Raw genomic sequence first — 26255 nt, forward strand, 5'->3', positions numbered from 1 at the left:
ACCCGCTCACGGACAGGATTGCGCCAGTCCCCCTCTCCGTCTCGGCTTCGCCGAGCCACCTCTCCCCCACATTCGTGGGGGCGAGGAACCCAGGTTCTGCAAGGCTGAGCCCCTAAGCGGACCGCCACATCGGAATGATCGACGCGGCCAGCACCAGCGCCAGCACGACGTTGAGCGCGCGCCATTGCCATTCGGTCTTCAGCAGCCGTGCCAGCACCATGCCGGCGACACACCAGATGGACAGCGAGATGGCGGCGGTGAGGCCGAAGGTCGAGCCGAGCAGCAAGGCGAGTTGCCCCGGCCCGTCGGCCAATGCGGCGAACGAAGCCGCCGCGCCCAGCCCCATCGCCCAGCCCTTGGGGTTCATCCATTGGATGCCTGCGCCGCCAAGGAAGCTGTTCGGTCTGGCCATCGTCACGTCGAGATTGGGCGGCCCGGCGCGGCCGATCTTGAGCGCCAGCCACAGGAGATAGAGCGAGCCGATCAGCTTCATCGCCAGTTGCAGCGAAGGCACGGCAAGCAGCAGGCCAGCGAGCCCGGCGGCGGCGGCCGCCGTCACGGTAGCGAGGCCGGCGGCACTGCCGATCATCAGCGGCACCGACCGACGAAAGCCGAATTGCGCGCCCGAGGCGGTCGACAAGGTCGTGGCGATGCCGGGCGTGGCGGTGGCCACGAAGGCAAACAGGATGAGCGGCAGGATGCGCTGGAGCATGGGACGTCCTTTGTCGGAGGCTCCATGGTAGGCTTGAGCTGGCATCAGTAAATGCAATGTTTGTGATATCAGGCATTAGCATCTATAATGCTGACATGATCCGCAATCTCGATACGGCGCTGGTGCGCACCTTCGTCACCGTCGCCGACAAGGCCAGCATGACAGCGGCGGCCAACGCGCTGCATCTGACGCAAGGCGCGGTCAGCCAGCAGGTCAAGCGGCTGGAGGAGACGCTCGGCTGCAGCCTGTTCGAACGCGACCGGCGCGGCTTGCGGCTGACGCGTTCGGGCGAGCGGCTGTTCGACAAGGCAAAACGCCTGCTCAGCCTCAATGACGAGATCTGGGCGGAGATGGCGGGCAGTGCAGTCGCCGGCCAGGTGCGGCTCGGCGTACCTTACGATCTGGTCGGCACCTTGCTGGCGCCGGTGCTGAAGGCCTATGCCGAGACCTATCCGCAGGTCGAGATCTCGCTGGTCTGCGCCTCGTCGCCGGAACTGGTGTCAGCACTTGCGGCCGGAACCATCGACCTTGCGGTGATCGAGGAGCGGGTCGGGCCGACATCAGGCGAATGCCTGGCCATTGACCGGCTGGTCTGGGTCGGTGCCAAAGGCGGGGTTGCCCGTGCCAAGCGGCCGCTGCCGGTATCGATCGTCGCCGACACTTGCGCCTTTCGCCCTGTGGTGCTGTCAGCGCTCAACGAGCATGGGCTGGAATGGCGCACCGTGTTCGAAAACGGCAACATCGACGCGACGACGGCGACGGTGCGCTCCGACCTCGCCGTCACCACCTGGCTCGCCTCCACCGTGCCGGCTGATCTCGACATCTTGCCGTTCGATGTCGGCCTGCCGCCGCTGCCGAATTTTGCCATCAATCTGCATCTGCCGCGGCATGGCGTCGGGCCGGCGGCGCAGGAGTTTGCACGGCATATCCGCGATGGGCTGGCGCGGCGGCCGGTGGCGGCGTGAGGACGTCTCAGAACTTGGGTTCCTCGCCCCCACGAATGTGGCTACGGAATGCACACATCTCTGAGTTCCCAGCCTTTTGCGATGGCACGGAAGTATTCGAGGCCGTGTCGGAAGGTGATGGGACCAGGTGGTTTGGAGGAGGGATAGCCATTCCAGCCGCCAAGGCGGGCAATGATCCAGGCGGCCCATGCGAGACTGTGCCTTGGGTGCGGGTTGTTTTGCAAGGCAGTGCGACCTTGATAGCTGGCATCGAGGCTGTCGAGCACGGCGATGTCGGAAGTGCTGAAGGCATTGGCGGCGTGTTCGCCACCAATGCCTTCGCGGGCCTGGACGAGTTGCAGGATAACCGCCGCAGCCTTGGTGGCGATGGCGGCGAGCTTGACCAACACCTCGGCGCTGGCGAGTTGGCTGTCCTCGAGGCGCAGGCCATGCGTCTTCATCAGACGGAACAACTGCTCGATGGTCCAGCGCCGCCTGTACCAGTCGACGATCTGCCAGGCGGCGGCGACGTCGCTGATCTCATGGGTGGTGAGCAGACGCCAGTGCACTGGCTCGGCCGCGGCTGGAGGACCAAGTTCGACGACTTCGACAAGGTTCAGCGTCACGGTCTTCGGCAAATCCCTGGCGCCGGGATTGTCGGGACGGCACACCTCGACCTTGCTGAAGCGCAGGCTCACCTGGGTGCTGCGTGCCGCCCGCTTGTGCGTGGCCAACAACTCAAGCCTGCGCGCGGCCACGAACGGCAGCGCTGCCGTCACGCTCGACAAAGTACCGCCGCCCGCTACGGCACGATCGTGCATCACACGCGTCAAAAGGTGGACATTGCCGCCGGGCAGTGTCGCCCATTCGGCATAGATGTCGCTCTCGCGGTCGGCCACGATCGTAACAGTGGCGGCTTTGGCCAGCACGCTTCTGGCCTGAAGGGCCGTGTCGATCCAGCGGCGCGATTCCTTGTCCTTGAGCGAGCGCTTGGCGTGCGGTGTCTCGACCCGGCCCTTGCGCGTGTAGACGCTGCCGGCCACCAGCCCCAGACAACCGCCGCTCACCGCATCGATGGCCACCATCGCATGCACCAGCACGCCGCGCCCACCACCTTTGCCGATCTCACCCAGGCCGCGTCGCCGCTCGGGCGTGGTGGCAAAGGTGATCTCGCTGGTGTCCTGGATCGCCAACACATGCCGCTCGGCGGCCGCAGACACCGTCTGTTCGCTCCAGCCTTGGATCAACCGCTCGATCGTCACCTTGTCATTGGCCAGCAGGCGATGGAACCCGACCTCCTGCGCCCGCCGGCCCTCGCCAAGCCGGCGCAGGCAGATATCTTGGCGCGCAACCATGCGGTCGAGCAGCATCGCCCCCTTTTGTCGAGGCGCAAATCCCCGAAACGGCCCAGCGACGGTTGCTCAACAAGCATGCGACACCTCGAATCAAGCAAAGTGCCTGATACAGAATCACGCCGAAAGCCGAGACCGCCAGCCCTCCTCAAGCCGAGAGTCAATCCGCCGCACCCCACTCCTAGATGTGTGCATTCCGTAGACGAATGTGGGGGAGAGGTGGCTCGGCGAAGCCGAGACGGAGAGGGGGATTGGCACCGCGATGCCAAGTTTTCGTAAGGCATTCGCCCTACGAAGCCCCCGCTCCGGCCGCTTCGCGGCCACCTCTCCCCCGCTCTGGCGGGGGCGAGGAACCCAGGTCCTGCAAAGCTACTTCCAGTTCTTCCGCCGCTCGAGTTCCGCATCCGACGGCGTCTCCTGCGCGAACGACCCGGTCTTGATCTCGCCGCCGCGCTCATAGGTCGCCATGATCACGCCGGTGCTGGAGGTCTGCGATTTCACAAGCTTGAAGGCGGCCGGCATCGCGTCATCGCCGAACAGCCGCTTGCCCTTGCCCAGCACCAGCGGGAAGATCATCAGCCGGATCTCGTCGATCAGCCCGTTGGCGAGCAGGGTCTGGATCAGGTTGCCCGATCCCTGGATGAGCAGGTCGGGTCCATCCTCTTGGCTGAGGCGGCGTACCGTCGCGACGATGTCAGGCCCAAGCGATTGCGTGTTCTGCCAGGTGAGGGTGTCAGGCCGATGCGTCGCCACATATTTGGTCGCAGGGTTGAAGGCATCGGCGATCGGATCTTTCTGATACGGCCAGTACGCGGCGAAGATGTCGTAGGTTCTGCGACCGAGCAGCAGGGCGAAGGGTTTGGAGAACAGTTCCTCCATTGCAGCGCCTCCCACCTCGTCAAAGTAATGGAAGGTCCAGCCGCCGAATTTGAAGCCGCCGACCGGATCCTCTTCCGGCCCGCCCGGCGCCTGCATGACGCCATCAAGGCTGACGAAGGTGGCGGCGATGATCTTTCTCACTGTACTCTCCCTGGTTCCATCCACGCCGTCGCGGCCGGACTATGGCCCAAGGACGGCCGGCCCGCATCCGTCCCGACAGGGCCTGCGAAATTTTGGGCAGGCCCGCCCATCGATGCGTCAGTTGCCGGATTTGGCGCGGAGGTTTTTCGATGAGAACCAGACGTCGCCGAAGATGGCGGTGGCGGTGCGATCCGGCGCTTTGTCCTGCGTCAGCCAGATCGAGCGGCTGCGCGCGGCCTGCTCGCGGGTCGGGATCTTCGCCGCAAGATCAGCAACCGAGGCACCGAAGCATGGGATGAACCAGGAGCGCATGAAGGGATCGCAGGCAAAGCCCTTTTCGGTGCGGGTCACCAGCACCGCCAGCGGGACGCGCTCGGCCGGGCGCCAGGGGAAGATCATGCGGCCGCCGGGGCGCAACGCCTTCAGCCATCCGGCCGGAGGGGCGACGACGCCGGCGTTGACATAGATGATGTCCGATGGCGGCAAAGGCCTGGTCACCGCGTCGCCATGGACGACGGTCGCATTGCCGTAAGCCTCGAGATTCTTGCGCGCCAGCTCGGCCAGTCTGCCGTCGAGCTCGAAGGCGGTGACGGTGCCATCAGGCGAAACCAGCCTGGCCAGCAAAGCGGTGTAGTAGCCGGTGCCGGCGCCGATATGCGTGACGGTCTCGCCGGGGCTCAGTGCCAGTTTTCCGATCCACATGGCGTGCAGGAACGGCTCGCCATTGTTGATGCCCTTGTCGGCATCGAGCGCCACCAGCACGTTCTGGTAGATATGGGCCGGGTCTGCGCTCGGCGTCGTGACCTTGCCGTTACCGGCGACGATCGTCCAAGGCCCGGGACCGAGAAAGGCTTCGCGCGGCACGCTGGCGAACACCTCTTCGAGGCGTGGATCGCCCGAGGCGGCCTTGGCCGCCATCAGCCGCGCGTAGAATCTCCTGATATCTTCGATCTTGCTCATGGCGCCAGGAAAGATAGCGCGATTTGACGGTTTGTCTCGGGATTCGCGCCAGGCTCAACCGACCCCGAACAGCGTATCGTAAAGCAGCTTGAAGTTGAGCACGAGGATGATCGCCGCGACCACCCAGGCCAGGGCTGCGACGCCGCGCGGAATGGCGAGGTTGCCCATCTTCTTCTTGTCGGACACGAACTGCACCAGCGGCACCACCGCGAAGGGCAACTGCATCGACAGGATCACCTGGCTGAACACCAGCAGCTGGCCGGTGCCCTTCTCGCCGTAGAGCGCGGTGACGACCACCACCGGGATGATGGCGAGGCCGCGCGTCAGCAGCCGGCGCGCCCAGTTGGGAATGCGCAGGCGCAGGAACCCTTCCATGATGATCTGGCCGGCGAGCGTCGCGGTCACCGTCGAGTTCAGGCCGGAGGCAAGCAGCGCCACGGCGAACAGGATGGAGGCGATGCTAAGGCCCAGCAGCGGCGACAGAAGCTTGAAGGCGTCGTCGATCTCGGCGACGTCCTGGTGGCCAGTGTTGTGGAAGGCGACGGCTGACACGATCAGGATGGCGGCGTTGACGAACAGCGCCAGCATGAGGGCAATGGTGGAGTCGGCCGTTGCCCATTTGATGGCATCGCGCTTGCCCTTTTCGGTGCGCTCATAGGCACGGGTCTGCACGATCGAGGAGTGCAGATAGAGATTGTGCGGCATGACCGTGGCGCCGATGATGCCGATGGCGATGTAGAGCATTGCCGGGTTGGTGACGATTTCGGACGACGGCACGAACATGGCATGCAGGATCGTGCCGGCCGGCGGGGCGGCGACGAAGATCTGGATGGCAAAGCAGCTGAAGATGATGATCAAAAGCGCGATGACGAAGGCCTCGAGATAGCGGAACCCCTTGTTCATCAAGAGCAGCACGAGGAAGGCGTCGAGCGCGGTGAGCACGGCGCCGCCGATCAGCGGAATGCCGAACAGAAGCTGCAATGCGATCGCCGTGCCGATGACTTCGGCGAGGTCACAGGCGATGATGGCGAGTTCGCAAGCGATCCACAGCACGAAATTGACGGGACGGGGGTAATAGGCGCGGCAGGCCTGGGCGAGGTCGCGGCCAGTGGCGATGCCAAGCCTGGCGGCCAGCGCCTGCAAGAGGATCGCCATCAGGTTGGACAGCATGATGATGAACAAAAGCGTGTAGCCGAACTGGGCGCCGCCGGCGAGGTCGGTCGCCCAGTTGCCGGGGTCCATATAGCCGACCGAAACCATGTAGCCCGGCCCCATGAAGGCGAACAGCCGACGGAACCAGACGCCCGAACTCGGCACCGCGATGGTGGAATTGACTTCGCGCAGGCTGGGCTGATCGTCCTCGTCCCGTCTGGCGAACCGCCATGAGGAACGGGGGGCTGTGGCTTCTGCTTCTGACATGGAAAGGCTTTCCGCGACTTCTGGGGGATGGTGCTAAGCTATGCCATGGCTCAACATTATGCAATAGGCTATATTTCATTGTCGGTGCTTTTTGTCGGACACTCAGCCGGGTTTGCGAAGCGGCGATCGGAAACGCCGGTTGCGCCTGTGGGGGAATGCAAATAAACGGCCTGAAGAATCAGAGCCCGTGCTATAAAGCAGCAACGGCTAAACTCCCGAGGAGGAGCGCGCATTGGCGCTGAAGAACAGACCGGTCCCGCGTGAGCCACTGCCCGACGCCGATGTCCATTCGGAAGGATTCCGGCAGCAGCGCCAAGCGCGCCGCAGCGCGCTGGTCGAGGATTATGTCGAGCTGATCGCCGACCTGATCGAGGACGGCAACGAGGCGCGCCAGGTCGACATCGCCGCTCGGCTCGGTGTCGCCCAGCCGACGGTGGCCAAGATGCTGACGCGGCTGTGCGCCGATGGGCTGGTCTTGAGAAAACCCTATCGCGGCGTGTTCCTGACCGAGGCCGGCCGCAAGGTCGCTGAGGAAAGCCGCATCCGCCACCAGACGGTGGAAGCCTTCTTGCGCTCGCTCGGCGTCAGCGCCGAAACGGCGCGCATCGATGCCGAGGGCATCGAGCACCATGTCAGCGCCGAGACGCTGGAAGCGTTCCGCAAGGCGATGACGGCACCGCGCTAAGGTCAGACCCGATCGTTCTGATGACCGAGTTCGACCGAGGTTGTGCGAAAACGCGATTGCGCCCGTCGTTCGAGACGATGGGTTCGCAACCCCGGGCTAGCGCCACCGACGACCACTCCATCCGCCGCCGAAGCGACCGCCACCGGCAACCAACCGGATGATGAGGAGAAGTACGATCGCACCGACAGTGGCGTTGACGATCAAGCTGATCGTTCCGCTCCCAAGATGAATGCCTAAGCGAGGCAGTAGCCAGTCACCGATGAACGCGCCGATGATCCCGATTGCTATGTCCCCAATTAGGCCAAAGCCAGCCCCCCGCACGATCTTCCCGGCCAACCATCCGGCAACAAGGCCGACTACCAATATGACAATGATGCTCTCGTTCGACAGATGCATGGTGATCCTCCCGGGCTCCCTTTCTTTGCTGTGCGATTGGTGCCCGTAAATTAGCGCACTAACTCCATAACCGATCCTCCATCCCCACGAAAGTCAAAGCGCGTCGGCGACGCGACCGTCGGGCAGCGCCCAACTGCGACCATGAAGCCAGCATCTGTGAGCGCAAGCTCCAAATCCATGGCGATCAAAACCTCATCGTCAAGCACGAGTACAAGGGGTTCTCTCATGGTTGGCGAGTTCTCTTGGATGCCACCGGAACCTTCGCGGAGCGTCGCGGTTAAACTCGATAGAAATCAGCACGACGGAGTTTCCGATGCTCCAAGGTCTTTCCAGATATTCGCCTCAGGCGTTGGGAGTGCTCAGGATCGTTGTCGGGCTTCTGTTCCTTGAACACGGCAGCCAAAAGCTTTTCAACTTTCCACCATCGACGATGCCGGCACAGCCCGGCATGGAAACGCTGATGATTGTAACGGGCACTCTTGAATTGCTCGGCGGCTTGCTGATCCTGGTCGGCTTTTTAACCCGGCCCGTCTCGTTCGTTCTCTGCGGAATGATGGCGATCGCCTATTTCATGGTTCACGCCCAAAAGGGCTTTTTCCCCGCGAACAATATGGGCGATGCGGCGATCCTGTTCTGCTTTGCCTTCTTCTACCTGTTTTTCGCGGGGCCTGGAGCCTGGAGTGTCGACAACCGGGGCTGAGCGAGATGACGAGCGCCATGCCTTGCAAAATCATGGGCCTCCGCCACCAAACGTAAATGCATCCCGCCAGGACACTGCTCCACTCGCCAATCTTTCAGCGGATAGCCAACGCGTTCTAGCCATTCGCTTCTGGCGTAGCGCGTCGGGATTCTGGAGAGGTCCCAATTCCTCGAGGGCGTGGGGGTTCCTATCGTGCTGGCGCTTGATCAGCTGGATGGTGTACCCACCGGGGGACGCGCCGGGAGCTGAGAGCGAACGTCGGACGTTCTTGGCGCGAGGAAGGGCTTGGCTTACAGGAGCCTTGATGGTGTGTGGGTCTCGCTCAAACGATCGAGCCGAGGACGTCGTTTTTTGTCTTGTTTGGGACCGCGAGGATTGCCTGACCGATCCGACCTCGTTCACCATGGAGCACGAGCGCCGTCCACGGGTTGATTCAGGCAAGAACGAAGCCCGCCAAAAGGACGGTAATGATAAGCAAAAGGGGTACGGCAAGAAGCCAACGAGCCTCCGAAACGCTATTGCGCCGAGTGTTCAATGGCTCATGCCTCCAGGTATCTATTTCTCGGCACTATGTCGGAAAGCGGGACCAAGAGGCTCCGATTGACTCTATGACGATCCTCACAGTTTAGTACCAGCGCCCGCGGCCGTAGAAACCGCCGCCGCCTAGCAGCAAAACAATAAGAACGATGACCAGAATCGTGGTGATATCCATAATGCGCCTCCAATGAGCGCTCCCGGCCATGTTCGCCGTTCGCCGCTCTTGCCCTGGGCAGGGCCTAATGCCTGTGACTTGATGCAGATAAACGTTCTGCGGAGCATTCCTGTTCCAGCGGACCTATCTGAAATGCGGATATCTTTCGCAGTTGGGGCAAGTGGTTCAAGCGACGACGTTCTGAAAAAATCTCGAGGGATGCTCAACCAGGTGCAGCACATAGCTCACGGCGACCTGCCGGACGTCGAATCGTCCTCGCCCATTGCGATCGGAGGATCTTATTTCTTGGCCCTTGCAGCCACTGCTACGAACGCGACGGCGGCATCACACATCCTCTTGGACGGCCCGTCAACGGTGAAGATGATCTCTCAGCTGCTTTCAGGCTGATCCCGTGTTTCTCAGCGAAATACGCGCTTTCATAAGAAGCGTCGGTGGCTGGACTTCAAGATTTTGTATCACTGTCTTATTCCGGTCGACGATTTGCGCCTCCCGCCCTGAATAGTTGCAGAAAGGCGCCAAGCGCGATGCCGGGAAAAGCCGCCGATCGTGCCTTCCCGGCTGAGCTGCCCTGCAGACCACGGCTTGAATCCTTCGGAGGGCCGGCTTGTATCGTTGCGTTCAAACGCTTGGATGGCGAGCCTTTCGGCCCGCCACAGGTCACCACTGCCAGGGGCGCTTCAAAGAAAGGGAAGCCGGTTCCACCAACAAGAAACAGGCACAGGGAATACGGATGCTAGCGAATGCGTTGAAGCTGTCAGGAGCGACACCGATCAATCCGGTTCAGTGACGCTCAAAACCGACTGCAAAAAAGGAAATGAAACCATGAAGAGGTCCCTTCTCACCGCCCTCGGTCTTGCGTTCGCGCTCGCTGTCTCGATGCCGGTCCTCGGCGCCAGAAACGCCAACGCCGCTATGAGCCAGGCCCCCGCAGCGACGACCGCAACGACCACTTCGTCAGGCTCGGATGCTATGGCGACGAAGCACGTCAAGAAACACGTCAAGAAGCATAAGAAGCACGCCAAAAAGCACACGATGGCCAAGAAGGCCTATTAAGGCGCTCTCAGAACTTCCTGTTTATGAGCGGCCGCTCCGGCTTAGATTTGGTTGGAGCGGCGTTTTTCACACTTTTCCTGGGATCGCTCTAAAGGCGCTCAGCCGTTTCCGGAGAGGCCGCCGGAACCGCCGCACCTTACACACGTTGCTCCTGACATCGCGCGATTATCGCGCCAAGGGAGGAAGCAATGGGCGTCGAACAGGCACCGACCGCAAAGGGCAAGCAGGCGGCCAAGGGATTGAAGCAGGCCGCGGCGAAGGACGAGCGCAAGACCGAGGCCGAGACCGGTCATCCCCTGAAGAAAGGCGCCGCGCGTTTCGAGGAACGCTCGAAAAGCTCCGACGGCAAGAGCGCCGGCGCCAAGCAGAAAAGCTGAGGAGGCGGGCCGACGTCAGCGGTTGTCGGCTAGAGCGTTTCACTGTTTCATGGAAACGGCGAACCGCTCTAACTCTTTGTTTTGACGCAATCCGGACGGAAAACCGTTCACACTGTTTCCGGAATTGCTCTAGTCGTTTGTCGGAATGCGCCTGGACGCAACAATCAAGGCGTGTTCACTCACGGACATCCTGCACCCAGCTTCTGGGGTGGCCGTCGACGCGGAACTGGAAGATGAAATAGGGCGGGATGCAGGTGCCCTTGCCAGGCTTGGCCTGGGGTAAGTCATCGTAGCCGGCAGTACAGATATAGTCTTCGCGGCAGGGATGCGCCTTGTCGCAGGCGCGCAGGCCGGCGGTCTTGGTGAATTCACTGGTGCAGAATTTGTGGTCCTTGCCCGACGCGATACAGTCGTTGAAGCCGGTCTTGGCCAGACGGCCGCACGTCGCTTCGTCGGGAAGCTTGTCGCAGGTCGCCTTGCGCAGCATGCCACCGGGAAAGCCGCCGGTCTTCTGTTCGGGGTTGTCGTAACGCTGACGCGCGGCGCCATAGCCGGCGAGCTTGACCAATGGTTTCTTGTCGCGCGCCGGGTCGATGGCGCAGGCCTTGGCGGTGGCCGGCGACAGGCGGCAATACTGGTCGTTGCCCCATGTCGACATCTTGACCTCGCCGAACTCGACAGGGTCGCCGACCGCGGTGCCCTTCTCGCTGACGCAGGTGCCGAAGCCCGGATGGATGGCGCTTTCGTGGACACCGGCGCAGCGCAGGCCGGCACCACAGGTCCAGTCCTTGAAGCTTGCATCGTCACCGCGATAACAGATCGAGCCCCAGCCATTGTAGAGGTCGGTGTCCTTCAGCGCTTCGGCATATTTCTGGTCCGGACGGGCGGCGAAGCCTCTGGTGAAATCCGGATGGCCGCCGGCGGCGAACTGCTCGACGATGGCGCGGCGGCGCGGCAGGTCGGCGAAGAAGACGGCCGAGCCCGGCACGAAGACGGCATTGCGGCGCGGTTCGCTGGCCGGATCGGCGCCGGTGTAGTGGAAGCCGGCAATGCCGTGGGTCTGGTGGCAGCCGGTGCAGCACATTTCGTTCAGCCGCAAATTGAAGCCGGCGACCGACTTGATGGTGGCGAGCGTATTGCCCCTGGCGACATAATCCTTCAGCGCCTTGTCGATATCGGCGTCGTCGACCAACCCATAGGCGATGTTGTTCTGCGACCGGCTCAGGCCACCGGGTGCGACCGAAACGGCGCTCTTGGTCAGGAATTTTTCGTCGATAACCAGCCGGCCATGGTCGAGGTCGTAGATGTTGCGGTCGGTGAGCAGCCATTTGGCGAAGGACGGCTTATCGGCCAGCACCGTCGCCCGGTCGATCTGGTTCTCCATCTTCGATTCGTAGAAGCTCGAAGTGGCCGGGTTCCATTTGAAGATCTTGAGGAGATATTCGGCATGGCCGCCGAAATCGCGCCGCGTCGAGGCCGACAGGCGCAGCACCTGCATGTTGAGTTCGAGCCGCATGATCTGCGAGGAATTGAGCATGGCGCCCGACAGCGGCCCTTCGTCGGAGCGCAGCCAGGCGGCCAACTGCTCGGGCGGCAGGTCCTTCTGGCCGGCGGCCAGCCAGCGCTGGGCAATGTCGGCGCAGGACACGTCGGTTGCGCTCGGCAGATCCTTCGAAGCGCGCGCCTGCGCCCGCCCGGGCTTGGCGTTGAACACCAGGCTCATGGTCAGCGGCAGGCGCGAGGAGATGCGCTGCGCCACCTTGCCCTTGGCCGGCGTTTCGGCGACCGAATAGTGGAAGCGGTAGATCAGCCTGATCTCACCGCATTCGGTATGGCCGAGATAACCGCGATCCATGCGGTTGACGACGCCGGTCAGGTCCAGCGTCGAGCCGTCGTCGTCAATGTATTTCGGATTGAATTTCTGGCTAGTGTCGCTCGATCTGGCCATGGCCGCGACATAGGGGTCGGGGCTGGTCTTCGGCTCGTCTGATATCTCCTGCTTGACCGTGTCGCGCACCGTGGCCAGCGCCGGCACGGAAAACAGGCCGTGATTGTCGACGTCACGGGTGAGGCCGAGTGCCGGGCCGAGCAGCCGGCTGATCGACAGGCCGCCGCGCTCCAGCGCCTGCAAGGTCGCCGGATCGGTGACGGCGACGCTGGAATCGAGCGTCACCGCGCCGGCCGGCCCGATACCTAGGCAGGTCAATGCCATCAGCAACAGCAGGAATTGGCCGATGATCCGCAAGCGCCCCTCGCTTCCACAGAAAACCGGACACTAGCGGTCTTCCCGATCTTCGGCCATGGGGGCGACAGTCGCGGTAACTGCCAGTTCGCGCGCCCTGAGGTCGCCGAAAAATGCTGTGACTTGGCGCAACCATTGGGATAATTGTTTGTTTGGTTGAGCCGGCCTTGCCGGAGCAACGAGGAAGTTTATCACGGGGAGTTGCCATGCTCTGGAGAGGCCGTCGTCAGAGTGACAATATCGAGGACGACCGCAGCGACAGCGGCGGCGGCGGGATCGGTGGCGGTGGCGGCCAGTTCCAACTCCCCATTGGCGGCCGCACCGGTGGCGGCGGCAGCATCATCCTCGTCATCCTGGTGGTGCTGGCCGGATGGTATTTCGGCTTCGATCCCTCGGCGATCCTGGGTGGTGGCGACGGCGGTCTGCTGCCCGGCGGCGGTGGCCAGATCACCGACAACAGCGGCGGCGGCCAGGACAGCGGCGCGGGTACGCCTGCCAATGACGAGATGAAGCAGTTCGTCGCGACCGTGCTGGCCGAGACGGAAGACACCTGGACCGGCATCTTCAAGTCGCAAGGCCTGACCTATGAGGACCCGAAGCTGGTGCTGTTTTCCGGCCAGGTCCGTTCGGCCTGCGGCTTCGCTTCGGCGGCTGCCGGGCCGTTCTACTGTCCGGGCGACCACAAGGTCTATCTCGACATGACCTTCTTCCAGCAGCTCGACCAGCAGTTCGGTGCGTCGGGTGAATTCGCGCGGGCCTATGTCATCGCGCATGAGGTCGGCCACCACGTGCAGAACCTCACCGGCATCATGGGCAAATTCAACCAGATGCGGCAAGGCATGAGCGAAGCCGATGCCAACCAGCTGTCGGTGCGCATCGAGCTGCAGGCCGACTGCTTCGCCGGCGTGTGGGCGCATTTCACCGCGCAGAAGGGCATATTGGAGCAGGGCGACATCGAAAGCGCGCTGAACGCCGCCAAGCAGATCGGCGACGACACGCTGCAGAAGAAGATGCAGGGCTATGTCGTGCCGGAAAGCTTCAACCACGGCACCTCGCAGCAGCGGCAGACCTGGCTGGCGCGCGGCTACAAGAGCGGCAAGCTGTCGGATTGCAACACGATGAGTGGTCCGCTCTAAGCACTCGTTTCGCTGCATTGCCCTGACGTCGAAGACGCCGTCAGGGAGTGTCAGGATCAAACATTCCTGCTTGTTCTCGCATTGTTCCTTTTTGCGGGTTCGCCTATAAGGTGCGCCCGTGCCCAGGGCGGCCGGAGGAGCTTGGACCCGTCATGATCGACCCCAAAACCGCCAGGCGGGGCCTCGCGCTGGTCTTCACCACGCTGCTGCTCGACATTATCGGCTTCGGCATGATCATGCCGGTGCTGCCGGCCTATTTGCAGGAATTGTCCGGTGTCAGCATCAGCGGAGCGGCGATCGAAGGCGGCTGGCTGTTCTTCGTCTATGCGGCCATGCAGTTCTTTTTCGCGCCCATCATGGGCGGGCTGAGCGACCGTTTCGGGCGGCGGCCGATCCTGCTTGCCTCGGTGCTGACCTTCTCCATCGACAACCTGATCTGCGCGATCGCCTGGTCCTATCCGATGCTGTTCATCGGCCGTGTGCTGGCCGGCATTTCGGGCGCCAGCTATTCGACGACGTCGGCCTTCATCGCCGACATCTCGAATGACGAGAACCGGGCGAAGAATTTCGGCCTGCTCGGCATTGCCTTCGGCGTCGGCTTCGTCATCGGGCCGGTGCTGGGCGGATTGCTCGGCACGTTCGGACCGCGCGTGCCATTCTTTTTCGCCGCCGGGCTCGCCTTCGTGAACTTCCTGATCGCGACGTTCTTGCTGCCGGAAACGCTCGATGAAAAGCATCGCCGCCGCTTCGAGTGGAAACGCGCCAACCCGGTCGGCACGCTGCTGCAGATGCGCCAATATCATGGCATCGGCTGGATCGGCTCGTCTTCTTCCTGATGACGCTCGGCCACATGATGTATCCGGCGGTGTGGTCGTTTGTCTCAAACTACCGCTATGGCTGGAGCCAGCAGCAGATCGGTTTTTCGCTTGGTGCCTTCGGCCTGTGTGGCGCGATCATCATGGGCACGGTGCTGCCGCGTGTGATCCCCAGGCTCGGCGAGTGGAGGACGGCGGTCATCGGCCTGACCTTCACCGCGGCCAGCGCCTTCGGCTACGCCTTCGCTTCGCAGGGATGGATGGTCTATGCGGTGATCGTCGTCGGATGCCTGGAAGCGCTGGCCGATCCGCCGCTGAGAAGCTTAGCCGCCGCCAAGGTGCCGCCTTCGGCACAGGGCGAACTGCAGGGCGCGATGACCTCGATCTTCTCGATCACCTCGATCATCACGCCGCTGCTCTACACCGCGATCTTTTCCTGGTTCACCGGACCAAGCGCGCCCGTGACCTTCGGCGGCGCGCCCTATCTGGTCGGTGCGTGCTTCCTGCTGCTGGCGGTTATCGTCTTCGTCACCAAGGTGGCGAGGCCGGCGACGATCACAAATGTCACGACCGATGTCGCGGAAGATGGAGCGCAGATATGAGCCATGACAGCCGCATCACGCTGACCAAGGACGGGGTGTCGCTGTCGCGGCTGGTCTTCGGTGCCTGGCGCCTGCTCGACGGCGGCGCCCGCCCGGATGCCGATCAGGTCGCGCGGCTGATCGGCAGCGCCGTCGATCTCGGCCTGACCAGTTTCGACCATGCCGACATCTACGGGAATTACGAGGTGGAGGCGGCGTTCGGCGCCGGGCTGTTGCGCTGGAAAGGCAAGCGCGAGGGGATCGAGCTGATCTCGAAATGCGACATCATGCTGGCCTCGGCCAACTGGCCGCAAAACCGGCTGAAGCACTACGACACCAGCGCCGCCCACATCACCGCCTCGGTCGACCGTTCGCTGACCAATCTCCACACCGACTATCTCGACCTGTTGCTGCTGCACCGGCCGGATTCGCTGATGGACGCCGACGAGACGGCGGCGGCGCTGGCTGGACTGGTCAAGGCGGGCAAGGTGAGGGCGGTCGGCGTTTCCAATTTCACGCCGTCGCAATTCGATCTCTTGGCCTCGCGGCTGCCGTTTCCCTTGGCCACCAACCAGATCGAGATGTCGGTGCTCAAGACATCGGCGCTGACCGACGGCAGCCTCGACCACGCGCAGCGTCTGGCCTACGCGCCGATGATCTGGTCGCCGCTCGGCGGCGGTACGCTGTTCACCGGCACGGAAAGCCGGGAAGCACGGGTGCGGGCAGCGCTCGCGGCGGTGGCCGCCGAAGTCGGTGCCGGCGATCTCGCCACTGTTGCCATTGCCTGGCTGCTGCGGCATCCGGCCCGGCTGGTGCCGGTGCTCGGTTCGATGAAGCCGGAACGGCTGGCGGCCATGGTCAAGGCGCTCGACATCGTGCTCGACCGCCAGCAATGGTTCGCCATACTGGAGGCCAGCGAAGGGCGGCCGGTGGCGTGAGGTCAGGCCCGCTCCGCCAGCAACTCCTCGCCGCGCTTTTCGCGGATCAAATTGACGAAGCGGCGGAACAGATAGTGCGAGTCCTGCGGGCCGGGCGAGGCTTCGGGGTGATGCTGGACCGAGAACACCGGGCGGCCGGTGAGCGCAATGCCGCAGTTCGAGCCGTCGAACAGCGAGACATGGGTTTCCTCGACGCCTTCGGGCAGCGAGTCGGCATCGACGGCGAAGCCGTGATTCATCGAGACGATCTCGACCTTGCCGGTGGTATGGTCCTTGACCGGATGGTTGGCGCCGTGATGGCCCTGGTGCATCTTGGCGGTCCTGCCGCCGAGCGCCAGCGCCAGCATCTGGTGGCCGAGGCAGATGCCGAACACCGGGATATCGGTCTTCAGCAAATCGCGGATGACAGGCACAGCATAGTCGCCGGTGGCCTCCGGGTCGCCGGGGCCGTTGGAGAGAAAGATGCCGTCGGGCTGCATGGCGAGGATCTCTTCCGAGCCGGTGCTGGCCGGAACCACGGTCACCTTGGCGCCAAGGCCGGCGAGCAGGCGCAATATGTTGCGCTTGACGCCGTAGTCGATGGCGACGACGTGCATGGACGGCTCGGCCTGTTCGCCAAAGCCTTCGTTCCACACCCAGGGCGTCTCGCGCCAGACCGACGACTGGCCCGAGGTGACTTCCTTGGCAAGGTCGAGCCCGATCAGGCCGGACCAGGCTGCGGCGCGCTGCTTCAAATCGTCGAGGTCGAAGACGCCATCGGGCGCATGGGCGATGACGGCGTTGGGCATGCCCTTTTCGCGGATCAGCGCGGTGAGCGCGCGGGTGTCGATGCCCGACAGGGCAACGATGCCGCGCTTCTTCAGCCACTGGTCGAGACCACCCGCGGCGCGGTAGTTGGACGGGTTGGTGACATCGGCCTTGAACACGGCGCCGACGGCGCCGGCGCGGGCAGCCGGGTTGAGGTCTTCGATGTCCTCGCCATTGGTGCCGATATTGCCGATATGCGGGAAGGTGAAGGTGACGATCTGGCCGGCATAGGAGGGGTCGGTGAGGATTTCCTGGTAGCCGGTGAGTGCCGTGTTGAAGCAGACCTCGGCAACAGCGGAGCCGGTGGCGCCGAGGCCGCGGCCCTCGATGACGGTGCCATCGGCCAGCACCAGAAGGGCAGTCGGCTTTTCGGTGGCCCAAGGTGGGGTCAGCGTGGGCGTCATCTCGGCCATGGCGGCACTCCTATCGGGCCGCGCGCTAGTAACCGGCCCGGCGGGCGATCTGCGCGGCAAACGGCGCGAAGCGGCGAATTCGCGGCTCCCACGCAGTCAAGCTTCAGTTCATGCAAGGCCCAGTACATAGGGGAAGGGGGCAGGTCGGTCAATGATCATGCGAAATGCGGCCGCGATTTATTTCATCCAGCAATATCATGGGCTTGCCCTGGCATATCAGGGTTTGCGTCGGCTCGCCCCCGGCGCTATTGTCCGCGCCGACCGAAGGAGAAAGTACAATGCGCGCGAAAATCGCCGAATCCCTGAAGAGCGCGATGAAGGCGCAGGACAAGCACCGGCTGCCGACATTGCGGCTGATCCAGGCCGCCATTCATGATCGCGACATCGCCAATCGCGGTTCGGCCAAGGACCCCGCCAGCGACGAGGAGATCTTGCAGATCCTGGCCAAGATGGTGAAGCAGCGCGAGGAATCGGCCAAGGCATTCGAAGACGGCAAGCGGCCGGAACTGGCGGCGCAGGAGCGCGGCGAGATGGAGATCATCCGCGGCTTCCTGCCGACCCAGCTTGACGACGCAGCCATTGCGACCGCCGCACGCGAAGCGATCGCGGCGACGGGTGCTGCCAGCCAGAAGGACATGGGCAAGGTGATCGCCGCGCTGAAGCAGAAATATGCCGGCCAGATGGATTTCGGCAAGGCAAGCGGCATCGTCAAGGGCCTGCTGCAGTAGGGGGGTGTTAAGGGCAACCGTCAAGTCTGACCTTGCCCTACGACGCGGTTTTTGGCGGCTCCAATGCGAGGCGCAATGCCGGTGCTTCCTGCCGGACATAGTCCCATAACCGGCTGGCGACCGGTCCGTGCGGCCGGTCGCGGCGGCGCGCCACCACCAGCTCGTCGATGCGGCCAGGCATATGCCGGCCGGCAATGGAGCGCAGGCGGCCGTCGCCGAGCTCCTCCTCGATCAGGAAGCGGGGCAGGTGGCCCCAGCCGAGGCCCTGCAGGATGATCTCCTTCTTCATGCCCTGGTCGGCCACCAGGCATTGCGGCGCGCCTTCGATCAGCGAATAGTCTTGTTGTGGCGAATGGCGGGCGCTGTCGCGCATGACGCATTGGGTCAGCGCCTGCATCTGATCGGGCGTGATCGGCTCTCTGATGCGTTCCGGCAGAAAGCCTGGTGCCACCACGGGAATGAAGGGCACCTTGCACAAATCGACCCATTCCACCCGCGCATCGCCCTTGTCGACCCAGTGCAGGATCAGGTCGGCCTCGTCATCGAAAAGGCGCTCCCACGGACCGCCAACGGCCTCGAAATGCAGATGCAGGCGCGTGCCGCGACTACGCTCTGCCTCATTCAACGTTCCAGAAGGAATTTTCACCATGAGTGAGCTGAATTTCGTGACCATCGGCGACGGCACGCGCATCGCCTATCGCTTCGACGGCGATGCCGGAAAGCCGGTGCTGGTGCTGTCGAACTCCATCGGCACCACGCTGCATATGTGGGACGGGCAGGTCGGCGAACTGTCCAGGCATTTCCGCGTTCTACGCTACGATTTTCGCGGTCATGGCGGGTCAAGCGCGCCAGTCGGCGCCTATTCGCTCGACCGGCTTGGGCGCGACGTGATCGAGCTGCTCGATGCGCTCGGGCTTGGACGTGTGCATTTCCTCGGCCTGTCGCTCGGCGGCTTCGTCGGGCAGTGGCTCGGCATCCACGCGCCCGAGCGGATCGACCGGCTGATCCTGAGCAACACCTCGTCCCATCTCGGGCCGGCAAGCTATTTCGACGAGCGGATTGTCGTTGTCCGGCAGGCGCCGGACATGTCAGAAACCGCCGAAATGTTCCTCAACAACTGGTTCCCCGCGCAGATGGTGGCGGCCAACGTACCGGCCATTGAGGAATTCCGAACCATGCTGCTGGCGATCGACCGGCTGGGCCTGGCCGGGCTGTTCGCGGCGGTGCGCGATGCCGACCTTCGCCGCACGGTGGCGCTGATCAACCGGCCGACGCTGGTGATTGCCGGCGAGCATGACACGGTGACGGCGGCCAGCCATAGCGAACTGATCGCGGCAGCCGTGCCCGGTGCGAAGCTGGTTGTGCTGCCCGCGGTTCACCTGTCGAACGTCGAATATCCGGCCGAATTCATAAAGGCCGTGCTCGATTTTCTGCGATGAACAGAAGCACGAAACTCAACGCGGTGAGTGAGGTTCGCGGCCTGTCCAGAGCGGGACCTCACGGCTCCTTGCACATCGGCGCCGGCTGCGGTGGCGGTGCCGGGTGGTCCTTCTTGTACTGGGCGATGATCGGCTCGAGGGTTTTCTTCGGCCAGAATTTCGGTGCGCCGATTTCCTTCAGGCAGGACGCGTTCCAATAGAGGTCGGTGCCGGCTAGCGAATGGCCTTTTGCCGCCTGCGCGACGGCGGCGATGTCGCGCGATTCCGGGTAGATGTAGAGCGTCGTCGGGTTGTCCTTGACCATTGCGATGATCTGCTGGGCATCGGCCGGCGACCAGCTGGTGCAGCCATTGCTGCGGCCGCCGGCATAGTCCACCAGCTTGCCGAACGGCACCAGACCATCATGATCGGCGTAGGAGCTGTTTGGGCTTTTGCGCATGCACATGCCACGCAGCACCTGCGCCGCATGGCCGCCGATCACGCGCTGCCTGGCGTTGGCGGCTTCGCCTTCGCCGTCGAATTGTATGAAGGTGCGCAGGAAGGCGGCATCCTGTTTCGCGCCGGTGCGATAAAAACCCTTGAAGGAGGTTTTTGCCTCGCGGGTCATGTAGGCGCCGCCGGCGGTCAACTCGGAATCCATGGCATTGCCGAAATTCTTGGAGCACCGCCTGCCGTTTGAGAAATCGACCGTGCCTTTCAGATTCTTGCCGCCGCCGTGACCCGACGAGATGGCGCGAAACGACTGGCTGGCTTCGCAGACGACGTAGTACCGGCGGCCGAGCACGCCATTGCCGAGATCGCCGGGACGCGTTGCATCCATGGCGAAATAGCAGGGGTTCCTGACGGCGCCTTGCGCCACCTTCTTCAGGTAGAGCGCGCGCGCCCGCTCCAGCACCACCTGAGAGATTTGGCCATCGCTGTCGCCGACATGGGCCTGCAGCCAGGCCGGGATGCCGGATGGCGCGGCAAAGGACCGGACCGTCGCCGTCAGGGCAATGACGAGAAGGCTCAGGATGATGACGACACCCAATGGGACAGATCTCAACCGCACCGGTTCAATTCTCCTGCCGAAGGCATGCGAATCCTTGTTGCCACACGCAGCCAATCATAAAATGTCTCGCGGCAATCGGCGAAACACATCTTTGTTTAGCGCGCCCGCAAGTTCAGGCGAACCGGCCCGGCGCGCAAACCGCCCATAGACCGGGATGCTGGTCCAAGGCTTGCGGCTAATGCCTCCGTGGACACGCGAGATTTTCGATCCGTTCTGATTGCGCTATGATCTGATTCTGGCGTGGCCCGCGCCTCCTCCCTCCCGTCGGGAAAGCATCAGTTCATGCGGGGCACTCTCATCATCGGACCGACTGTTCGAGCACAAGGCATAAGGAGGGGTTGCGAAGACTGCTCGCACCAGGAGGTTTTGCGATGAAGCTGTCCCAGCCCATCTATCATCTGAAGCGTCAAGCCAGGCTGTTGTCGCGCGAGGCAAAAATCCCGCTCCACCAGGCGCTTGACCGTATTGCAGTGCAGCAAGGTTTTGCCAGCTGGAGCTTGCTGGCGGCGAAGCTTTCCGAGACGGTGCCCGCCAGCAAATTGTTCGCGCAGCTGGCGCCGGGTGATCTGGTTCTTGTCGGCGCGCGGCCGGGCCACGGCAAGACACTGATGAGCCTCGAACTGGCGATCGAAGCGATGAAATCAGGCCATCGCAGCGTGTTCTTCACGCTGGAATATACGCAACGGGGCGTACTGGAGCGGTTTCATGCCATCGGGGCCGAGCCGGCCCGGTTCGACCAGCTGTTCGAGTTCGACACTTCCGATGCCATCTGCGCCGACTACATCGTCAGAAGGTTGGGATCGGCGCCGCGCGGTACGTTGGCGGTCATCGACTATTTGCAATTGCTCGACCAAAGGCGGGAAAACCCGGGCCTGATGGAACAGGTCCGCACGCTGAAGGCTTTTGCACGCGACAGCGGCGTGATCCTGGTGTTCATCTCGCAGATCGACCGGTCCTACGATCCCAGGACCAAGCCGGTGCCCGATATCAGCGATGTCCGCCTGCCGAACCCCCTGGATTTGTCGCTGTTCAACAAGGCCTGTTTTCTTAACAAGGGCGAGATCCGTTTCCAGGCAGCTTGAGCGTTCTCCCGGCCACGGCTATGCCGGCTTCGCTTTCCAGGGAGCATGGATCATGGTCGAGATCGTCAAACCAGCGCTTGAACATCTGCCGTCCTACAAGGCGGCGCTCGAGCGCGGCTGGTCGCCGGACAATGTGCGGCTGGACGTGGCAAGGCGCGCGGAGCTCGCGGCGATAGAGCAGGATCCGACGGCCTTTCTCGCCAGCCTTGATGATCCAGAAGCCAGGGGTGACCTGATCACCTCGCCCGACGGCACGCAAGTGCCGCGGCTGCCGGGATTCCGCCGCTGGATCTGGGATGGCGAGGCGTCGGGCTCGATCGGCTTCCGCTGGCAGAAGGGCACGGCGGAACTGCCCTCGCCATGTGCTTGGCCATATCGGCTATGCGGTGGTGCCGTGGAAGCGGCGGCGCGGCTACGCCACGCAGGCGCTGCGGCTGATGCTCGACGAGGCGAGGGCGGTCGGCCTGCCCTATGTCGAGATCACCGCCAAGCCGGGCAATCCGGCATCGCATAAGGTGATCCTGAGCAATGGCGGCAGACTGGTCGAGCGCTTCTTCGAGGATGCCGCCTATGGCGGGGTGGAGAGTTTACGGTTCAGGATCGAGCTGTAGGGTTGCAGGTTGGGCAGCCGGCAGCCTGCTCTCATTTCGAGCGTCGGCTTCGCCAATAGGGGACATCTCACCCGTGCTCGTCGGTACACAGCGCGTGGTCGGACAGCGCGCGGATGACATAGCAGTCGCCGACCGTCTTGCCGTCGCAGCAGGAGGCGATGCGCTCCAGTTCGGTTTCCAGCCGCTTCAGCTGGGCGATCTTTTCGCGCACGGCAATCAACTGCTCCTGCGCGATCTTGTCGGCATGGCCGCAGGGCTGCTCGGGATGGCCGCTGAGATCGATCAGGGCGCGGATATCCTCGACGGCGAAGCCGAGGTCGCGGGCGTGGCGGATGAAGGCCAGCCGCTCCAGCTCCTGCCTGGAGTAGCGGCGCTGGTTGCCTTCCGAGCGTTCGGGCACGGCGACCAGGCCCATCTGCTCGTAGTAGCGGATGGTCGGCACCTTGACGCCGGTGCGGCGGGAGAGATCACCGATCGAAAACATGCATTTTGCCCCTTGAAGCTCTAGTGACTAGAGCAATTACAGTGCCTGGCATCAGGGTTCAAGACCCATGCGGCGGCACGCCGCGCGGGTGAAGACGCAGACAGGTGATGTGATGACGGCTCCTCTAAGGCAGACACGGTTCAAGATCGGCGGCATGGATTGCGCTTCCTGCGCGGCCAAGGTCGACACGGCGGTGCGCCGCCTCGACGGCGTCGCCGACGTCTCGGTTTCGGTGACCGGGGCCAGCATGACCGTCAGCCATGGTGGCCCGCTCAATGACGACAAGGTGCTGCGGCAGGTGGCGCGGCTGGGTTATGGCATCGTCAGGGCGGAGGCCAGGACAGATGGGCCGGCGGCCAAGGCGCATGACCATGCCGATCATGACCACGAAGGCCATGATTACGAGGGGCACGACCACGCGGGCCATGATCATGGCGGCGGCCAACAGATCACCAACGGGGCTGCCGGGCCATCGCATCTCCACAGCCACGCCGAGCCGGGGCAGGCGTGGTGGCGCACCCGCCGCGCGGCATTGACGCTGGCTTGTGCTGCAGCGCTTCTGGCCGCCTATGGCATCGGTAATCTGTACCCGGTGGCCGAGCGCTGGGTTTTCCTGGCCGCACTGCTGGTCGGCCTGGTGCCGATCGCGCGGCGCGCGCTGATGGCGGCGCTGGCCGGCACGCCGTTCTCGATCGAGATGCTGATGACCATCGCCGCCGCTGGCGCCGTGATGATCGGCGCCACGGAGGAAGCTGCGGCCGTGGTGGTGCTGTTCCTGATCGGCGAACTTCTGGAAGGTGTCGCCGCCGGCCGTGCGCGAGCCAGCATCCAAGGGCTGGCCGATTTGGTGCCGAAGACAGCGCTGGTCGAGCGGGGAGGCGGCACGGTTGAAGTTCCCGCCGAACAGCTCGGCGTAGGCGACGTCATCGTGGTGCGGCCGGGTGACCGCATCCCGGCCGACGGCGAGATTGTGGAAGGGTCGAGCGATATCGACGAGGCGCCGGTGACCGGCGAAAGCACGCCGAAGCGCAAGGGCGTCGCGGAAGCGGTCTTCGCCGGCACGATCAACAGCGACGGCGTGCTGAAAGTGCGGGTGACGGCGGCCGCTTCCGACAACACCATCGCCCGCGTCGTGCGGCTGGTGGAGGAGGCGCAGGAGGCCAAGGCGCCGACCGAGCGCTTCATCGATCGCTTTTCGCGCTACTATACGCCTGGTGTGCTGGCGGTCGGCGCGCTGGTGGCGCTGCTGCCGCCGCTCTTCGCCGGCGGCGACTGGAGCGAATGGATCTACAAGGGGTTGGCGATCCTGTTGATCGGCTGTCCCTGCGCGCTGGTCATCTCGACGCCCGCCGCGATCGCCGCAGGCCTGGCGACCGGCGCAAGGCGCGGCTTGTTGATGAAGGGTGGCGCGGTGCTGGAAGGCTTTCGCCGGATCACCGCAGTGGCCTTCGACAAGACCGGCACGCTGACCGCGGGCAAACCAGTCGTCACCGACATTGTCGTCTATGGCCGCGATGAACGCAACGTGCTGGCGCTGGCGGCGGCGCTTGAGCAAGGCTCGAGCCATCCGCTGGCGCTGGCGATCCTGGACAGGGCCAAGGCCGACAAGGCGCCCGTCCCGCCCGCGCTCTCGGCAAAGGCGATCTCCGGCAAGGGTGTCGAGGGCTGCGTCGGCGGCGTCGCCGTCTTCCTGGGCTCCGGCCCGGCGGCAGGCGAACGCGCGGACATGACGCAAGCGCAGCGCCTTGCCATCGACAGCCTCAACGGCCAGGGCAAAACTGTGTCCGTGCTGGTGGCCGATGGCGTGGTGGCCGGGCTGATCGCCATGCGCGACGAGCCGCGGCCGGATGCCGCGGCCGGCGTCACGGCACTCAAGGCAGAGGGCATCCGCACGGTGATGCTGACCGGCGACAACCGCCGCACGGCGGAAGCCATTGCCGCTTCGCTCGGCATCGAGGCGCGGGCGGAATTGTTGCCGCAGGACAAGCAGCGGATGATCGGCGAATTGCAGCGCGAGGGGCTGAAGGTGGCCAAGGTCGGCGACGGCATCAACGATGCGCCGGCGCTCGCCGCCGCCGACATCGGTATCGCCATGGGTGGCGGCACCGATGTGGCGCTGGAGACGGCGGATGCGGCGATCCTGCATGGCCGTGTCATGGATGTCGCCCGCATGGTGCGGCTGTCGCGGGCGGTGATGGCCAATATCGGCCAGAACATCATCGTGGCGCTGGGGCTGAAGGCGGTGTTCCTGGTCACCACCATTTTAGGCATCACCGGCCTGTGGCCGGCGATCCTGGCCGACACCGGCGCCACCGTATTGGTCACCGCCAACGCCATGCGTCTCTTGCGCTGGCGCGGGTGAGGGCTTTGTCGTGGGCTACTCGGCGGGTGCCGTCAGCGGCGGCGTGGCGTTGCTGCGCCCTTCCCAGACCTGGGAGACGACTGCGACGACCACGGCGACCAGCATCGCCAAAGCGCCGGCCACCGGCAGGCTGCGGTAGCCGTAGCCGGCATTGAGCATGGCGGCGCCCAGCGACGCCGCCAGCGCGATGCCGACATTGAAGCCGGACGGGATCAGCGAGGAAGCAAGGTTCGACGCGTCGGCCGTCCAGGCCAGGATGCGGGTCTGGATCGGCGTGCCGATGGCGAAGTTGAGGCCGCCCCAGACGACGATCGCGACAACCATCGGCACGGGGTAGGGGCTGACGGCGTAGATGACCGCCAGCGTCACCGCCTGCAAGGCGAGCATGGTGATCAGCGATGGCATCAGCTTCCAGTCCGACAATTTGCCGCCGAGGAAGACGCCAAGGGTGGCGCCGACGCCGTTGAGCAGCAGCACCCAGGGCACCAGGTTCTCGTCGAGCCCGGTGACCTCCAGCAAAGTCGGCGTGATGTAGGTGAACAGGCAGAACTGGCCGAGCATCAACATCAGCATCAGGATCAGCGAGGTCCAGACCTGCTGGCGCGCCAGCACGCGGATTTCGCGCGCAAGGCCGACATGCCTCGCGGATGATCCAGTGGTGCGCGGCAGGAGTGCCGCCATGGCGAGCGTTGCAGCCACGCCCAGCGCGCACATCACCCAGAAGGTGGCGCGCCAGCCCCAGATGTTGCCGATTGCGGTGCCGGCCGGCACGCCGATGACGTTGGACACGGTGAGGCCGGACAGGATGACCGCCACTGCCATGCCGCGTTTGTCCTCGGGAACGAGGCCGACGGCGACCACCATGGCGACGCCGAAATAGGCGCCATGCGCGACCGCAACGGCAATGCGCAAAAGCAGCATCGAGGTGAAGTCGGGCGCCAGCGCACAGGCCGCCTGGCCGATGGTGAAGGCGACGGCCAAGCCGAGCAGCAAGGTCTTGCGCGGCAGCGACTTTGTGGCGAGCGCCAGCAGCGGGCCGCCAATGGCAATGCCGCAGGCATAGCCGGAGACGAGATAGCCGGCGGAGGGAACCGAGACACCAAGCCCTTCCGCCACCTGCGGCAGCACGCCGGCAATGACGAATTCGGTGGTGCCGAAGGCGAATGCAGCGATGAACAGGGCAATGAGCGGAAGCGACATGGGGAAAGCCTTGGCTGGAACGGCCTCAAACCACGG

22 protein-coding genes and 3 pseudogenes are annotated in these 26255 nt (G+C 63.9%); 13 read left to right on the forward strand and 12 right to left on the reverse strand.

What is annotated here, in order from left to right:
- Positions 1 to 112: 112 nt before the first annotated feature.
- The gene (locus DBIPINDM_RS26985) at positions 113 to 712 is read right to left on the reverse strand and encodes a LysE family translocator (protein WP_258582045.1); all 600 of its coding nucleotides are present in this window, start codon (positions 710 to 712) and stop codon (positions 113 to 115) included.
- A gap of 95 nt (positions 713 to 807) precedes the next feature.
- Between DBIPINDM_RS26985 and DBIPINDM_RS26990 the strand changes: the two genes are divergently transcribed.
- Complete coding sequence (locus DBIPINDM_RS26990; protein ID WP_258582046.1) at positions 808 to 1677, forward strand: LysR family transcriptional regulator; 870 nt, start codon at positions 808 to 810, stop codon at positions 1675 to 1677.
- Positions 1678 to 1718: 41 nt separating this feature from the next.
- Here DBIPINDM_RS26990 and DBIPINDM_RS26995 read toward each other — a convergent pair whose 3' ends face one another.
- The 4 genes from DBIPINDM_RS26995 to DBIPINDM_RS27010 form a co-directional block, all read right to left on the reverse strand.
- On the reverse strand, positions 1719 to 3026 hold the full coding sequence (locus DBIPINDM_RS26995; protein ID WP_258582047.1) for an IS4 family transposase: 1308 nt from the start codon (positions 3024 to 3026) through the stop codon (positions 1719 to 1721).
- A 351-nt stretch (positions 3027 to 3377) separates the two neighbouring features.
- A complete protein-coding gene (locus DBIPINDM_RS27000; protein WP_258582048.1) occupies positions 3378 to 4028 on the reverse strand; it encodes a dihydrofolate reductase family protein in 651 nt (216 codons plus the stop codon).
- Positions 4029 to 4145: 117 nt separating this feature from the next.
- Positions 4146 to 4988, reverse strand: coding sequence for a protein-L-isoaspartate O-methyltransferase family protein (locus DBIPINDM_RS27005; RefSeq protein ID WP_258582049.1), 843 nt, complete (start codon positions 4986 to 4988; stop codon positions 4146 to 4148).
- Positions 4989 to 5042: 54 nt separating this feature from the next.
- Complete coding sequence (locus tag DBIPINDM_RS27010; protein WP_258582050.1) at positions 5043 to 6407, reverse strand: Nramp family divalent metal transporter; 1365 nt, start codon at positions 6405 to 6407, stop codon at positions 5043 to 5045.
- 232 nt (positions 6408 to 6639) lie between these two features.
- Here DBIPINDM_RS27010 and mntR point away from each other — a divergent pair, with 232 nt between their 5' ends.
- Positions 6640 to 7092 carry a manganese-binding transcriptional regulator MntR gene (mntR, locus tag DBIPINDM_RS27015; RefSeq protein WP_258582051.1) on the forward strand — a complete coding sequence of 151 codons (453 nt, stop codon included), beginning with the start codon at positions 6640 to 6642 and terminating at the stop codon, positions 7090 to 7092.
- A 96-nt stretch (positions 7093 to 7188) separates the two neighbouring features.
- Here the strand turns inward: mntR and DBIPINDM_RS27020 are convergent, their stop codons facing one another.
- Positions 7189 to 7488, reverse strand: coding sequence for a GlsB/YeaQ/YmgE family stress response membrane protein (locus DBIPINDM_RS27020; protein ID WP_258582052.1), 300 nt, complete (start codon positions 7486 to 7488; stop codon positions 7189 to 7191).
- A 313-nt stretch (positions 7489 to 7801) separates the two neighbouring features.
- On the opposite strand from DBIPINDM_RS27020, the gene DBIPINDM_RS27025 reads away from it, so the two are divergent.
- The 3 genes from DBIPINDM_RS27025 to DBIPINDM_RS27035 all read left to right on the forward strand — a co-directional run bounded on the left by DBIPINDM_RS27025 (position 7802) and on the right by DBIPINDM_RS27035 (position 10330).
- Positions 7802 to 8188, forward strand: coding sequence for a DoxX family protein (locus DBIPINDM_RS27025; protein ID WP_258582053.1), 387 nt, complete (start codon positions 7802 to 7804; stop codon positions 8186 to 8188).
- 1534 nt (positions 8189 to 9722) lie between these two features.
- A complete protein-coding gene (locus tag DBIPINDM_RS27030; protein WP_258582054.1) occupies positions 9723 to 9953 on the forward strand; it encodes a hypothetical protein in 231 nt (76 codons plus the stop codon).
- A gap of 188 nt (positions 9954 to 10141) precedes the next feature.
- The gene (locus DBIPINDM_RS27035; RefSeq protein ID WP_019860505.1) at positions 10142 to 10330 is read left to right on the forward strand and encodes a hypothetical protein; all 189 of its coding nucleotides are present in this window, start codon (positions 10142 to 10144) and stop codon (positions 10328 to 10330) included.
- 175 nt (positions 10331 to 10505) lie between these two features.
- On the opposite strand, the gene DBIPINDM_RS27040 is transcribed toward DBIPINDM_RS27035, so the two are convergent.
- A complete protein-coding gene (locus DBIPINDM_RS27040) occupies positions 10506 to 12575 on the reverse strand; it encodes a hypothetical protein (RefSeq protein ID WP_258582055.1) in 2070 nt (689 codons plus the stop codon).
- Between the two features lie 203 nt (positions 12576 to 12778).
- On the opposite strand from DBIPINDM_RS27040, the gene DBIPINDM_RS27045 reads away from it, so the two are divergent.
- From DBIPINDM_RS27045 to DBIPINDM_RS27055, 3 genes and pseudogenes are all read left to right on the forward strand, one after another.
- Positions 12779 to 13708 (forward strand): neutral zinc metallopeptidase, encoded by a 930-nt coding sequence (locus tag DBIPINDM_RS27045; RefSeq protein ID WP_258582056.1) that lies wholly within the window; start codon positions 12779 to 12781, stop codon positions 13706 to 13708.
- Positions 13709 to 13860: 152 nt separating this feature from the next.
- Positions 13861 to 15125, forward strand: a pseudogene (locus tag DBIPINDM_RS27050) (TCR/Tet family MFS transporter).
- Complete coding sequence (locus DBIPINDM_RS27055) at positions 15122 to 16042, forward strand: aldo/keto reductase (protein WP_258582057.1); 921 nt, start codon at positions 15122 to 15124, stop codon at positions 16040 to 16042. Before DBIPINDM_RS27050 ends, DBIPINDM_RS27055 begins: the two are co-directional and overlap by 4 nt.
- A 2-nt stretch (positions 16043 to 16044) precedes the next feature.
- Here the strand turns inward: DBIPINDM_RS27055 and carA are convergent, their stop codons facing one another.
- Entirely contained in the window at positions 16045 to 17262 is a 1218-nt protein-coding gene (carA, locus tag DBIPINDM_RS27060; RefSeq protein WP_258582058.1) for a glutamine-hydrolyzing carbamoyl-phosphate synthase small subunit, read from the reverse strand.
- 278 nt (positions 17263 to 17540) lie between these two features.
- On the opposite strand from carA, the gene DBIPINDM_RS27065 reads away from it, so the two are divergent.
- Entirely contained in the window at positions 17541 to 17990 is a 450-nt protein-coding gene (locus tag DBIPINDM_RS27065) for a GatB/YqeY domain-containing protein (protein WP_258582059.1), read from the forward strand.
- A gap of 37 nt (positions 17991 to 18027) precedes the next feature.
- On the opposite strand, the pseudogene DBIPINDM_RS27070 reads toward DBIPINDM_RS27065, so the two are convergent.
- A pseudogene (locus tag DBIPINDM_RS27070) lies at positions 18028 to 18591 on the reverse strand (LysR substrate-binding domain-containing protein); the annotation flags it as partial.
- 46 nt (positions 18592 to 18637) lie between these two features.
- Here DBIPINDM_RS27070 and DBIPINDM_RS27075 point away from each other — a divergent pair.
- A complete protein-coding gene (locus DBIPINDM_RS27075; protein ID WP_258582060.1) occupies positions 18638 to 19429 on the forward strand; it encodes an alpha/beta fold hydrolase in 792 nt (263 codons plus the stop codon).
- A 58-nt stretch (positions 19430 to 19487) separates the two neighbouring features.
- Here DBIPINDM_RS27075 and DBIPINDM_RS27080 read toward each other — a convergent pair whose 3' ends face one another.
- Complete coding sequence (locus DBIPINDM_RS27080; RefSeq protein ID WP_258582061.1) at positions 19488 to 20480, reverse strand: murein L,D-transpeptidase catalytic domain family protein; 993 nt, start codon at positions 20478 to 20480, stop codon at positions 19488 to 19490.
- A gap of 371 nt (positions 20481 to 20851) precedes the next feature.
- On the opposite strand from DBIPINDM_RS27080, the gene DBIPINDM_RS27085 reads away from it, so the two are divergent.
- The gene (locus DBIPINDM_RS27085) at positions 20852 to 21562 is read left to right on the forward strand and encodes a DNA helicase (protein WP_258582062.1); all 711 of its coding nucleotides are present in this window, start codon (positions 20852 to 20854) and stop codon (positions 21560 to 21562) included.
- Between the two features lie 52 nt (positions 21563 to 21614).
- Positions 21615 to 22173, forward strand: a pseudogene (locus DBIPINDM_RS27090) (GNAT family N-acetyltransferase).
- 67 nt (positions 22174 to 22240) lie between these two features.
- On the opposite strand, the gene DBIPINDM_RS27095 reads toward DBIPINDM_RS27090, so the two are convergent.
- Positions 22241 to 22657, reverse strand: a complete 417-nt coding sequence (locus tag DBIPINDM_RS27095) for a MerR family transcriptional regulator (protein WP_258582063.1) — start codon at positions 22655 to 22657, stop codon at positions 22241 to 22243.
- A gap of 112 nt (positions 22658 to 22769) precedes the next feature.
- On the opposite strand from DBIPINDM_RS27095, the gene DBIPINDM_RS27100 reads away from it, so the two are divergent.
- Positions 22770 to 25019 carry a heavy metal translocating P-type ATPase gene (locus DBIPINDM_RS27100; protein WP_258582064.1) on the forward strand — a complete coding sequence of 750 codons (2250 nt, stop codon included), beginning with the start codon at positions 22770 to 22772 and terminating at the stop codon, positions 25017 to 25019.
- A 15-nt stretch (positions 25020 to 25034) separates the two neighbouring features.
- On the opposite strand, the gene DBIPINDM_RS27105 is transcribed toward DBIPINDM_RS27100, so the two are convergent.
- Positions 25035 to 26219: an MFS transporter gene (locus DBIPINDM_RS27105; protein WP_258582065.1), complete on the reverse strand. Its 1185-nt coding sequence runs from the start codon at positions 26217 to 26219 to the stop codon at positions 25035 to 25037.
- Positions 26220 to 26255: the final 36 nt, after the last annotated feature.

The organism is Mesorhizobium sp. AR02 (assembly GCF_024746835.1).
Classification (GTDB): Bacteria; Pseudomonadota; Alphaproteobacteria; order Rhizobiales; family Rhizobiaceae; genus Mesorhizobium.